This is a genomic window from Marinomonas polaris DSM 16579 (assembly GCF_900129155.1).
Lineage (GTDB): Bacteria > Pseudomonadota > Gammaproteobacteria > Pseudomonadales > Marinomonadaceae > Marinomonas > Marinomonas polaris.
Genome location: NZ_FQVF01000006.1, coordinates 1 through 11833, shown reverse-complemented (window position 1 = coordinate 11833; position 11833 = coordinate 1). Strand labels below are relative to the sequence as shown.

Annotated in this window: 11 protein-coding genes and 3 tRNA genes; 1 reads left to right on the top strand and 13 read right to left on the bottom strand. The window is 41.1% G+C overall.

What is annotated here, in order from left to right; all coding sequences use genetic code 11:
- Window positions 1-37 precede the first annotated feature (37 nt).
- From BUA59_RS07025 to BUA59_RS07010, 4 genes are all read right to left on the bottom strand, one after another.
- Window positions 38-1807 carry an acyl-CoA dehydrogenase family protein gene (locus BUA59_RS07025; RefSeq protein ID WP_072839015.1) on the bottom strand — a complete coding sequence of 590 codons (1770 nt, stop codon included), beginning with the start codon at window positions 1805-1807 and terminating at the stop codon, window positions 38-40.
- 140 nt (window positions 1808-1947) lie between these two features.
- Window positions 1948-3009, bottom strand: coding sequence for an AraC family transcriptional regulator (locus BUA59_RS07020; RefSeq protein WP_084122255.1), 1062 nt, complete (start codon window positions 3007-3009; stop codon window positions 1948-1950).
- 139 nt (window positions 3010-3148) lie between these two features.
- Window positions 3149-3502: a hypothetical protein gene (locus BUA59_RS07015; RefSeq protein WP_072839014.1), complete on the bottom strand. Its 354-nt coding sequence runs from the start codon at window positions 3500-3502 to the stop codon at window positions 3149-3151.
- A 61-nt stretch (window positions 3503-3563) separates the two neighbouring features.
- Entirely contained in the window at window positions 3564-3992 is a 429-nt protein-coding gene (locus tag BUA59_RS07010) for a cytochrome b562 (protein ID WP_072839013.1), read from the bottom strand.
- Window positions 3993-4216: 224 nt separating this feature from the next.
- Between BUA59_RS07010 and BUA59_RS07005 the strand changes: the two genes are divergently transcribed.
- Window positions 4217-4525 (top strand): hypothetical protein, encoded by a 309-nt coding sequence (locus tag BUA59_RS07005; protein WP_072839259.1) that lies wholly within the window; start codon window positions 4217-4219, stop codon window positions 4523-4525.
- Between the two features lie 8 nt (window positions 4526-4533).
- Here BUA59_RS07005 and BUA59_RS07000 read toward each other — a convergent pair whose 3' ends face one another.
- The 9 genes from BUA59_RS07000 to BUA59_RS06960 all read right to left on the bottom strand — a co-directional run bounded on the left by BUA59_RS07000 (window position 4534) and on the right by BUA59_RS06960 (window position 11832).
- Window positions 4534-7017 carry a Lon protease family protein gene (locus tag BUA59_RS07000; protein ID WP_072839012.1) on the bottom strand — a complete coding sequence of 828 codons (2484 nt, stop codon included), beginning with the start codon at window positions 7015-7017 and terminating at the stop codon, window positions 4534-4536.
- A 217-nt stretch (window positions 7018-7234) separates the two neighbouring features.
- Window positions 7235-8035 carry a TatD family hydrolase gene (locus tag BUA59_RS06995; RefSeq protein ID WP_072839011.1) on the bottom strand — a complete coding sequence of 267 codons (801 nt, stop codon included), beginning with the start codon at window positions 8033-8035 and terminating at the stop codon, window positions 7235-7237.
- Between the two features lie 7 nt (window positions 8036-8042).
- Window positions 8043-8981 (bottom strand): DNA polymerase III subunit delta', encoded by a 939-nt coding sequence (gene holB, locus BUA59_RS06990; RefSeq protein ID WP_072839010.1) that lies wholly within the window; start codon window positions 8979-8981, stop codon window positions 8043-8045.
- Entirely contained in the window at window positions 8982-9620 is a 639-nt protein-coding gene (gene tmk / locus BUA59_RS06985) for a dTMP kinase (protein ID WP_072839009.1), read from the bottom strand.
- 11 nt (window positions 9621-9631) lie between these two features.
- Window positions 9632-10663 carry an endolytic transglycosylase MltG gene (gene mltG / locus BUA59_RS06980; protein WP_072839008.1) on the bottom strand — a complete coding sequence of 344 codons (1032 nt, stop codon included), beginning with the start codon at window positions 10661-10663 and terminating at the stop codon, window positions 9632-9634.
- The gene (gene pabC / locus BUA59_RS06975) at window positions 10650-11477 is read right to left on the bottom strand and encodes an aminodeoxychorismate lyase (protein WP_072839007.1); all 828 of its coding nucleotides are present in this window, start codon (window positions 11475-11477) and stop codon (window positions 10650-10652) included. Before pabC ends, mltG begins: the two co-directional genes overlap by 14 nt.
- Window positions 11478-11524: 47 nt before the next feature.
- A tRNA-Glu gene (locus tag BUA59_RS06970) sits at window positions 11525-11600 on the bottom strand.
- A gap of 28 nt (window positions 11601-11628) precedes the next feature.
- Window positions 11629-11703, bottom strand: a tRNA-Gly gene (locus BUA59_RS06965).
- Window positions 11704-11756: 53 nt separating this feature from the next.
- Window positions 11757-11832, bottom strand: a tRNA-Glu gene (locus BUA59_RS06960).
- Between the last annotated feature and the right edge of the window lies 1 nt (window position 11833).

The following is an 11833-nucleotide window of genomic DNA, read 5'->3' as shown; positions in this document are numbered from 1 at the left end:
TTTTTTTAGGGCATTCTCTATAGTCATGAAATGCTTTTCATCGATTGAAAACATTTTTGTTTAGATTGTCAACTGTTGTTGATCCAAACATTATGGAATGAATATGCCCTAAAGCTCTCGGCAAAACATGATCACAATAAAATGCTACCGAATGCTCCCAAGAGCTTTTTTGTGATTCATCGAGCTTTTCATCATTCTGCGCAGCGTGTAAGGCTCTTACTTGTAACCAAGCACCAACCAAATAGCCCATTAACATCATATAAGAATACGCTAAGCCTGTACCTAAAACAGGATTCTTTTGCATAGCAGTTAAACAAGTCTCGGTTGCCATTTTAGCTTGATCTAGTACTGCCTTCACTTTATCTGCATAAGCACTAACAGAGGATGTTTGCCATTCGGCTACTTCAGCTTCAATGTCTGCTAGCAACGACATCATGGCGGCACCTTTGTCTGAATGCAATTTACGGCCAATCAAATCAATTGCTTGTATACCATTCGTACCTTCATAAATCGGTAGAATTCGTGCATCACGCGCATGTTGAGCAACGCCTGTCTCTTCAATGAAGCCCATACCTCCATGAACTTGAACCGCTAAGGAAGTAATTTCTTGAGCTTGCTCAGTTATCCAGCCTTTAACGATAGGTGTATACAGAGCAGTACGAGCAATAGCGTGTTTTTTATCGTCCCCTGAAGCAAGATGAGACATATCATTTTCAACCGCAGCAACATAGATAAGAGAACGCATCGCATCTATTTGTGACTTCATTGTCATCAGCATACGAAGTACATCAGGGTGCTCGATAATAGCAGCGCGAGCTGTTCGCTCGGCATTCATTCCCTGTTTACGCTCTTTCGCATAGGCTAGTGCTTGCTGATATGCTCGCTCTGAGATAGCCAAACCTTGTAAGCCAACACCTTGTCTTGCATTGTTCATCATAGTGAACATGGCTTTTATGCCTTCGTTCTCTTGACCAACAAGGTAGCCAACAGCGCCTTCTTTATCGCCAAAGCTCATTACACACGTTGGTGATGCATGAATGCCCATTTTATGTTCAACGGAAACTACTTGGACATCATTTCGATGAGCAGGCTTACCTAAATCATCTAAAATAAATTTTGGGACGATAAACAAAGAAATGCCTTTCACACCATCTGGAGCATTTGGTAGACGCGCTAATACCAAATGAATGATGTTGTCACTCATCTGATGATCACCCCAAGTGATGAATATCTTTTGTCCTTTGATACGAAATACATCACCATCTGCCGTGGCTTTACAGGCAATGGCAGCGAGATCTGAGCCGGCAGCAGGCTCAGTAAGATTCATTGTGCCGGCCCATTCGCCAGCCAACATTTTAGGAAGGTATAAATTTTTTAACTCAGCGCTAGCATGTAAGCTAATCGCCTCAATTGCTCCTAGACTCAACAAAGGGCACAAAGAAAAAGCTAGGTTGGCTGCTTGAACACCTTCGTTAACGGCAGTTGCTACATAAGAAGGAAGGCCTTGGCCACCGTATTCTGGGTCGCCGGATAAACCGATCCAACCTCCTTCTGAATACGCCTTGAAGGCTTCTTTAAAGCCTTTTGCTTCGATCACCTCACCATTTTCTACCCGCGAGCCTTCTTTGTCTCCACTGGCGTTGATAGGCGCGATAACTTGTTCGGCTAATTTACCTGCCTCTCCAAGAATCGCTTCTAACAGATCGTTATCAACGCTATCTTCTAAATAAGGTGTAAGGCGCTCTGTTTTAGCAACAGAACGTAAGCTGAATAGAATGTCATTGATTGGATATAGGTATTCGCTCATTTTTTATTCTCCGGTTAGTTATCCGAGCGGATTTATGTCTATAGGATGGGAAAATATAGTAAATCTCTCAATAACAATTCAGGCCTATATTTCTGACAAATACATTCACGGCATAAAATAAAAGGCATTAAAGGTATAATTTATGGGCGTTTCATTGCTTTACCAAACTTTAAGTATTCCTCACTTTTTCGATATTCGCCTGGCGTCATCCCCGTCCATTTTTTAAAAGAACGGAAAAAAGCACTCGGTTCATCAAATCCCATTAACGCGGCGATATCATTGATGCTTAACTGAGGAGCGTTCATATAGGTAATTGCCGCTTCTTTACGGCATTCATCCTTGATATTTTGGTAGGAGGTTTTTTCGTCATTTAGACGCCGGCGTAGTGTCGATACACTCATATTAAGAGCACTCGCTACTTCATCGGCACTCGGCATTTCTCGTGAGAAATCCTTCCCTAGCATGGCCATGACTTGTGATTTTAAGCTGTTGTCGTTTTCTACCATTACCAATAACTGATAAGGCGCCGTTTTTAAGAAGCCTCTCAAGCTATCTTCTGTTTGAACAATGGGCATATCAAGGTAGGTGGCAGGAAATACTAAAGCGTTAGCGTGTTGGTTAAATCTAACTTCAGATTGGAAAAGAGTTTTGTAATATTCTACATCGTCTGGACGCTCACTGGTGAAGTAAGCCGCTTTCAAGTTTAATCGACGCCCAATTAACCAACAAATGAAATGATGCCACATGGAAAGGGTTGTTCTTAACTGCTCTTTTGATTCTGGTTCGACTAGCTCGCTGATATTTTCTACTGAAGAATCCAAAGGTGCAAAGGTCACCATGGCGAATCGACCTTTTTTAATCAACACCGGTTTAACCGTTGGACCTCGGCAAATCTCATAAAAATCACTACAACGATACAAGGCATGAGCAAGACTTCGTGCATGTATGATACAAAGGCACATCATTCTGAAAGTACCGTTTGGAACCTTACCACCACTTAGCATACCAAACGACTCATCTTGCATGAGCCACATGATTTTTTGGTAAAGCATTCCGTAACGATAAGCGGGGAATGAGTCGCTCTGCTCTATTTCATCTTGTGTTAATTCTAAACTGTCTAACACCGACTGACGGTCCAAACCTTGACCCTCAACCGCTTTTAAAAGATAGCGAACACTCGACATCGGAACAGAAGCTTTCACAGTTATCACCTTATTTAACAAATGATTTAAGTCAAAATTTTTATTGTATGGCGCTTTTTTAACATAAAAAAAGGCTGCATCTGCAGCCTTTTTTATTTTACATTTATTTGCTTGTCTTTCTGCTTTTACTTTTGCTCGTTTATTTTTGCTCAGTAAAGGCAGACAACAATTCGTCTAATGACAGATCTTCACTATCCGTATCGATGTTGTTAACGTTTTCCATAGCTTCCGCTTGCTCTGCTTTTTCATCAACAGGTTTCACGAAAACAAAACGACGAGGACGCACAGGTGCAGCCCCAGCTTCTTTTTCTGGAAGCAATCCTAATCGTTCAAGTTTCTTGTGCGCTTGTTCTTTGCGTTCCTTGGATTTCTTTGTCACAAAACGGCGAGTTGGTGAAGATTTACGAGCTTTGTTTTGCTCTTTCATCATCTCTTTTGAACCAGTTTTTCCAAGTTTGCCACGCATACTGCGCGATTTTTTAACACGAGCCATAATATCCTCTCTTTATCGCGCGCATTGTAGCAGTGAATTCATGCTAGGTCATCCAGCAGAACTAGCAATTTGCTTTAAAAGAACTGTGGCCAGTTTTTCTTTGGTTGCCCATTGCTCCAAGTAATTTTTTCACTTCTGAAGAGTTTCCTGACTTCAGTGCAGTTTCTAGATCTTTTAGAACCACGATAGTGTCATCAACTACTTTAGTGAATTCTGCTTTTTGATCTTTTAATTCATTGCCTTGCAAGTTTTCTGCAGTGAATTTATAAGGTGTTTCACTACGAGCTTTTTCAAAATAAGTAATCAGTGTATTTGCTCGTTTTGCCGCAGATTCATTGTCCCCTGACTTAACATCAGACGACATAGAGCGCATTTCATCTTTGATATTTTCCATGTAACCATGCAACCTAGTGTCATCACATGAAGCAGCAAATACAGTAGATGAACAGGAAATAGAAATAATCGCGGCAGTAAGAAGACCTTTTTTCATAAATACACCTTTTAATCCCAAAATACTTAAGCTCGAGGCTTTGTTAATCGCGTAAAACAATGTGTTTAAAATAACATGCTCGCTGAAAAAAACACCTACTATATTGTAATCGTTATAACTACTTTAACCTTGTTAATATATATTCACTAATGACACTAGGTGTGTTTGACGTGTATCTTACAAACTTTACTAGCTTGTCAGATAGATTAGTCATTTGAATGGTAATGGAGTTCAATATTTTTAAGTTTAGATACAAATTGCTTGTCCTGCTCAGTTTGGCAATAAGCAGTTTCACTTTCGCGGAGTGCAGCGACTTTGACGCAAAGCTTGCTGCAGATAAAGACGCTCAAAAGTACATGAGTGGAAAAACGTTTAAAAATGCTTTGGTTTTAAAAAGACATCTTCCAAGTAAAAGAAAAGAGGTCGCCAGCTATATTTATGTCAAAGCAGACGACCTCTATTACACAGTTTTTTCTTTAGTGAACTCTCAATGCAAAACTGAAATCATCAAAAGAACCAATGGCAAGCACTAGCTTGTCATTTATTTTTTAGTTTTTTCTGGTTTTTTCGCTTTATCAGACTTTTTATCTTTATCTGTTTTTGACGAATCATCAGATTCTTCTTCAGAATCGTCTTCTTCGTCTTCCTCTTCTTCACCAAGCTTAGATATTTCTTCTAGTCGTTCGATTACTCGAGCAGATACCGTGCCTTCTGGGTATTCACCCTCTTCATCCGCAACACCGGGCTCAATACCAGTCAATAAATGCAACGCTTCATCAGCTGTAGAAATCGCATAAACATGGAACATTCCCGCTTGCACAGCCTCAACAATCTCATCGCTTAACATCAAATTCACGGCATTAGACTTAGGAATAATAACGCCTTGTGTACCAGTTAAACCACGGGCATTACAGACGTTAAAGAAGCCTTCAATTTTTTCATTCACGCCACCAATGGCCTGAATCTCACCGTACTGGTTTAACGAACCAGTAATGGCAAGATCCTGACGTAGAGGCACTTGAATCAACGCTGATAGCAAACAACACAATTCTGCCGTAGAAGCACTGTCACCATCAATATAACCGTAGCTCTGCTCCATCGCGATAGAAGCGGAAATATCTAATGGAAAACGCTGAGCATATTTATTACCAAGATAACCAGATAAGATCAAGACACCTTTAGAGTGAATGTTTTGACCTAGGTTTGACTCTCGTTCGATATCAATAATGCCTTTACCACCCGGATAAACCGTTGTGGAAATACGAGCAGGCGCACCAAAGCTACTATCACCAATCTGCATGACTGTTAAACCGTTGATTTTACCAACCGCATAACCATCACTTTCTAGTAACACTGTACCTTCAATGATCTCTTCAATGATTTTCTCACTGACTCGACCTGTGCGATGTTTTTTCGCTTTTAAAGCACGAGCAATATGGTCCGCTGTGATTTCGCTGTCTTTCGCCATCTGACGAACAAAATCGGCCTCACCTAATAATTCAAATACATCACCGATTTTTGCAGCCATTTCACGTTGATGTTCTGCTAGACGGCTGCTGTATTCGATCAAAGCAGCAACGCCATCACGCGTCACGTTGGCATACTCTTCTTTATCTACTCGATCCTTCATTAGGCGAGCAAAAGACAACTCTGAATCTTTAGAGCGTTTAAGAGTATCGTCAAAATCGACTAAAACTCGGAACATTTCTTGAAAATCTGGATCCGCATCTTGCAACAAGTAATAAATATCACGCGCACCGATCAATACAACTTTCACCTGTAAAGGCAAATCCTGCGGTGAAAGCGTCGTGGTATTCATCAAGCCCATATCAGCATAAGGATGCTCAATTTTGATAGTTTTGCTTTTTAGTGCGCGCTTAAGTGCTTCCCACAAATAATGGTCTGTTAGCAGTTTTTCAGCATCTAAGATCAAGTAACCACCATTTGCTGCATGCAAACTACCAGAACGAATCAAACGATAACTTGTCACCAACATACCCTGATCGCTACTGTGCTCCACCTGACCAAATAAATTTCGGTAGGTTGGATGCGGCTCGTACACTACAGGCTGCCCACCATTAGTTTCGTGTGTAATAGCGATATTCGGCAAATACAGTTCTTCATAAAATTGACGACGACCTATTTCATCGCGGTTCTCAGAAGCTTTATCGTCAGCCATTTGATCTATTATGGTTTTATCTAAATCGTCTCTCAACGCATTAAGATGCGCTGTAATATCAGCATCGTCTTTGTATTTCTCAAACAAACCTGACATTAATGGATCTAGCGCTTCTTTGACAGTGTCTAAATTTAACTGGCGAATTTGCTCATAAGTTGCGCGCTTCCATTGCGGCAAACCCAATAACTCTTCATTAAGCAATCCTTCAAGTGTCGAAACACCTTCTTGAAATGCATCACGCTCGTCATCGGTTAATGCGGCAAACTCATTCTCTTCTAATGCTTTGCCATCCTTCATAGGCGCAAAGCTCACAGAAGATGCGTCACGAAACATGGCGACGCCAATTTTGCCGGAGACACGCTCTACTTTATTGATCGCGGCTTCATATTGATCGTTAAAAGCACGATCAATTACACTTTTCTGTTGCTGATACGTAGGGTTTTCAAAAGCCGCTGGAAAGGTAACCATTAGGCCATCAATTAATGCTCGAATTTCTTTTTCAAATTCTGAAGCTTGACCCGGAGAAAACTCCAGTGCTTTTGGACGATGACTTTCGGTAAAGTTATTAATATAAGCCCATTCATTAGGCGCTGGACGGCGTTTTGCTTCACTTTTTAAGTAGCTTAATACATAAGAAGAACGACCAGTGCCAGAATCGCCCATAGCAAAAATATTGTAGCCAGGACGTTGCATCGCCACACCGAATTGAATGGCTTCAACAGCACGCTCTTGACCTAAAATACCGCTAAGTGGCTCAATATCGTTTAATGTTTTGAAAGTCAGGTGATCCGCAGGAACTTTAGCTGAAAGAGCTTGATACGGTAGAGAAGTAACCATGTTGGACATCAATGGATTTCCTTATGTCTAACAAGCCATTCAGAAAATAGGCTTGCGAAAGAAGAAGGCTCTTCTTTCAAATATTTTAAATAAATACAATATGTTGAGACTAACACTGTGATTTCACTTCGACTATATGGAAGCGGAAATATCATTGTTTTATTAGCAAAAAACACCAGCTGTCCAACTTTTTGTTACTCAATTGCACTGAACCTTGGGAAACAATCTAGAGCTGAAGTTGATGCTGCGGATTTGCTTTCGCAAAAACTCGATGAAAATTAGCCGCGGTCGCTTCTAGTAAGGCCTCGTAACGAATACCTTTCAAATCTGCCACATATTGAGCAACTTCAGAAACATATTGAGGCTCATTTTTTTTGCCTCGATATGGTACTGGAGCTAAATAAGGTGAATCCGTTTCAACAATTAAAGATTCTAAAGGCAACTTGCGCACGGTTTCTTTCAGGTCTTGTGCCGTTTTAAAGGTCACAATCCCAGAAATAGAAATTAAGTAGTTTTCATCTAATGCGGCTTTTGCCATCTCGTAATCTTCAGTAAAACAGTGCAGCACACCAGCACTATCCCGATTGCCATATTGCTTAATCAAGGACAAAGTATCTTCTTTGGCATTTCGAGTATGAACAATCACGGGTAGGCCCAGACTACCAGCTGCTTGAAGGTGATGGATAAAACTCTCCTTCTGAGCTTCATGAGCCTCTGCTGATGCTTCATAAAAATAATCTAAACCAGTTTCGCCTATTGCGATAACTTTTGGGTCAGCGGCATACTGACGTAGTAGGCTTTCATCAGTAACAAGACCTTCACTTTGCAAAGGATGAACACCACAACTAGCATAGACGCCGTTGCGCTTAGTAAATCCTAACACGGTATCCATTTTATTAAGGTCGACGGAGATAGTGAGCAACTGCCTAACGCCCTTTCGATACGCGGCATCAATGACTGAATTTATATCATTGTTATGTGGAGCCAGATCGAGCATATCAAGATGGCAATGGGTATCAATTAACATAGTTGGTTTACCACTGATTCAATTCGTGTGTGAGTTGCATAATGGGGTTTAAATTTGTCTTTTGAAGGTCTGACTTCAATTTTTGTAGAGATTGATAACGCAACATTAGAGTTTGAATGCCTAAACGAGCAATAAGCGTGTCGTAAATCGTTTGCAGTGCTTCATCAATAGGCGCACCAGTCGAGTGACAAATGCATTGATGGAGAATTGCCGCTAAGCCGTTGCAGTAATCTTCAATATTATTACTGTCCAGACCTTTTAATACAGCACTAACTGACACTGTTCCTCGCAGCATGCTCGTCAATTGATCTGGCAAACCCGCATATAACTGAGTTTTACCTTGCTGCTGAATCGCCAGTAACCGAAATGGCTGAGTAGTTAACCAAAATAACGCCCCCAAAGCTTTGCCATCTGGTTGTTGCATCAGCCAGGATTTCACTTCATTCATACTTGGAGTAGGCACATTAACCAATAAACAACGACTTCTAATCGTTGGCATAAGGCTGCTTGATTGTGAACTAGTGAGAACAAAAAAGGTTCTATCGGCAGGTTCTTCAAGTGCTTTTAACACTGCGTTGGCCGCATTAATATTCATCGCTTGGGCGTGGGTAATTAATACGACTTTATTTTGTCCCACTTGGGGCTTTTGGCTAATTTGACGCACTAATAGACGGACTTGGTCAACTTTAATCGTAGAGGCTTCGCCATCTAAAACGCGAAAATCAGGATGCGTATCAGCGCTCATCAGCTGACATGAATGACAAGTACCACAAGCTGCAGCCTGATTTTTTTCGCACATTAAATCTTTTACCATTTCATGGGCAAGTTCTTCTTGCCCAACGCCATCAGCACCAGTAATCAATAAAGCATGAGAAAGACTATTAGTTTGTTTCAGCACCTGAACTTGACGCAAACATGGAATCAACCAATCAGCAATATTCGTCATCTAACAGTCACCAGCCCAAGCTTCGTTTAGCTTTGCCAGTTGCTCTTCAATCTGACTTTTAACTGATTCTAAAGACTGGCTTGCATCGACGATTTTTACTCTTTTAGGATCCGCTTCAGCACGCTCAAGAAAGCCATCACGAACTTTTTGATGGAACGCAAATGATTCTTTATCTAAGCGGTCTTGATGCTGACGCTGAACCACACGCTCTTGCCCTAATTCAACAGGAACATCTAATACTAGAGTTGCATCGGGCTTATTATCGCCAACCACCCAATTTGCCAATTGATCAAGCATAGCGATATCGCCACCGCGAGCTTTACCCTGGTAAACGTAGCTTGAGTCTAAAAAACGATCACTGATCACCCAAGTACCTTTATCTAAAGCGGGTTGGATTTTTTCCGCTAAATGTTGCGCTCTCGCGGCAAAAACAAGCAATAACTCAGTGACATCGTTCACCGATTCGTCTCGTGGAGTCAAAACAAGCTGGCGGATCTCTTCAGCAAGTGGTGTACCGCCCGGCTCACGAGTCATTATGTAAGGAATTTTATGGTCATCTAACCACTGGCGAATAAAATGAATCGCCGTTGTTTTGCCACTACCTTCTCCACCCTCAAGCGAAATAAATTTACCTCTCATACAACCTTCCTCTATTTCGCAATCACTGGAGTCGAACGATAGTCTTCTCGTCGTTTAAACTGATACTTTCTTACCGCTTGGTTATGCTCTTGCAGAGTATTTGAAAAAGCATGCGTACCATCTCCCTTGGCAACAAAATACAAGGCCTTTGTTTGTTCTGGGTTTAATGCAGCTTCAATAGCCTCGCGACCAACATTAGCTATTGGTGTTGGCGGTAACCCATAAATTCTGTAAGTATTATATGGAGATGAGTCTTGGAGACCTTTGCGCGTCAAATTGCCCTTGAATAGATCACCAAGACCATAAATAACGGTAGGATCAGTTTGTAGTCGCATGCCTTTTTCTAAACGACTAATAAACACTTGAGAAATTAATGGTCGTTCATAAGGTACGCCGGTTTCTTTCTCGATAATAGACGCCATAATTAACGCTTCATAAGGTGATTTATAGGGTAAGTTCTCTGTTTTTTTCTCCCACAAATCGTTCAACGTTTGAGTCATCAATTCATGAGCATGCTTTAATATACTAACGTCAGTATCGCCTTCATGATAGCGATAAGTATTGGCAAAAAATTGGCCTTCAGGATGTGAAACGTCGAGCCCCACTTTCTTCACTATTTCTTCATTCGATGCATCTAGCAAGGTCATAGTGATATTTCCACGAGCTTGCATTGCCAGTAGAAAATCCCGAGTTGTCTTGCCTTCCAGCAAAGTAATAGAGTAAAAAATAGATTGCCCTGAATCAAACAGTGCCATTATATCCAATAAATTCATCTCAGGTTTGATTGCATACTTGCCAACCTTAGGCACCCACTCTGAATGCAATTTAGCAACCACACGAGTTAAGTATGGATTAGCAATCAACCCTTTTTCACTTAGCTCATTACCTAAACTATAAGCCGTATCTCCCGCTTTAACTTCAAATTCTTCTTTCGACGTTATTTCCACAGGAGCAGTAATAGTATGATAAAGATAGCCTGCCAATATAGCCGACAAAGTAACAGATAAAAAAACAACGCGGTAAAACCACTTAATAAACGCCATGCATATCCTTAGCTTGCATTAGAATTTGTAATTTCCGAGTATGAATTCCAATTGGAAAAGATACTCCTGTAACACCAATGACAGGCACTATACCCATGAGACTATTGGTAATAAACACTTCATCCGCAGCCATCAAATCGCAAAGCAGAAATCGACCAATTTGGATTGTATAATCATATTGACGTTCAATAATGGCTTTTCTATAGGTACCTTGCACACCTGATTGCTCAAGTGAAGGGGTATAAAGCACACCTTGCTTACACCAAAAAAGATTACTCTGAATACACTCAACCAGCTCTCGATTGCCATTCATCATAATTGCTTCAAAATCAGGTGACGATAAATATTGCTTAGCAATCACATTTTCAAGCCTGTTTAAATGCTTCATTCCAGCAAGAAAGCGATTGGAACTGACAGGAACTGGCGAAATGGAAAGTGAAACACCTTTTTCTCGATGAACTTGGTAATCAGGTGCAGGTAGGATACCGATAATGATGGAATGAATACAGTTCTCAGGTGCTAAATAGCCTCTTCCGCCCTCTCCTCGACTGATCATAATTTTTACAACAGATTCTTCATGGATCAATGGCAAGACATCGGAATACAAAAAATTATACAGAGAAGTTTTTTGCTCTAAAGAAAAAGGCATAGCAAGCTTAGAAAGCCCACGATAAAGGCGAGAAAGATGATCGTTGATTTTTAAGAAACTCTGAGGAAAAACACGAATAGTTTCAAACACACCATCACCGTAAGCCAAGCCACGATCAACAACGGAAACCGATTTGTCTAATCTGTAATTGACGAACCAAGTCATGGCTAAAAACTCAAAATGAAGGTTAGCTATGATAGCGCAAAAAAGGATGGCGTCCCATAGGGGGTTCGAACCCCTGTTACCGCCGTGAAAGGGCGGTGTCCTAGGCCTCTAGACGAATGGGACATACAAAAAACTTTCTCTTTTAAGAAAGTGGAGCGGGAAACGAGGCTCGAACTCGCGACCCCAACCTTGGCAAGGTTGTGCTCTACCACTGAGCTATTCCCGCATTACATTGCTATATACTACTTAGCAATACTTTACCTTTAAAAAAGGTAAAAGTGGCGTCCCATAGGGGGTTCGAACCCCTGTTACCGCCGTGAAAGGGCGGTGTCCTAGGCCTCTAGACGAATGGGACA

Excerpts from the sequence above, each read along its gene's own strand:
- BUA59_RS07015 (WP_072839014.1), bottom strand. The coding sequence starts at position 3,502 with ATGGCTCGTGTTAAAAAATCGCGCAGTATGCGTGGCAAACTTGGAAAA.
- holB (WP_072839010.1), bottom strand. The coding sequence starts at position 8,981 with ATGACGAATATTGCTGATTGGTTGATTCCATGTTTGCGTCAAGTTCAG.
- pabC (WP_072839007.1), bottom strand. The coding sequence starts at position 11,477 with ATGACTTGGTTCGTCAATTACAGATTAGACAAATCGGTTTCCGTTGTT.
- BUA59_RS07000 (WP_072839012.1), bottom strand. The coding sequence starts at position 7,017 with ATGTCCAACATGGTTACTTCTCTACCGTATCAAGCTCTTTCAGCTAAA.
- tmk (WP_072839009.1), bottom strand. The coding sequence starts at position 9,620 with ATGAGAGGTAAATTTATTTCGCTTGAGGGTGGAGAAGGTAGTGGCAAA.
- BUA59_RS07025 (WP_072839015.1), bottom strand. The coding sequence starts at position 1,807 with ATGAGCGAATACCTATATCCAATCAATGACATTCTATTCAGCTTACGT.
- BUA59_RS06995 (WP_072839011.1), bottom strand. The coding sequence starts at position 8,035 with ATGTTAATTGATACCCATTGCCATCTTGATATGCTCGATCTGGCTCCA.
- BUA59_RS07005 (WP_072839259.1), top strand. The coding sequence starts at position 4,217 with ATGGAGTTCAATATTTTTAAGTTTAGATACAAATTGCTTGTCCTGCTC.
- BUA59_RS07010 (WP_072839013.1), bottom strand. The coding sequence starts at position 3,992 with ATGAAAAAAGGTCTTCTTACTGCCGCGATTATTTCTATTTCCTGTTCA.
- mltG (WP_072839008.1), bottom strand. The coding sequence starts at position 10,663 with ATGGCGTTTATTAAGTGGTTTTACCGCGTTGTTTTTTTATCTGTTACT.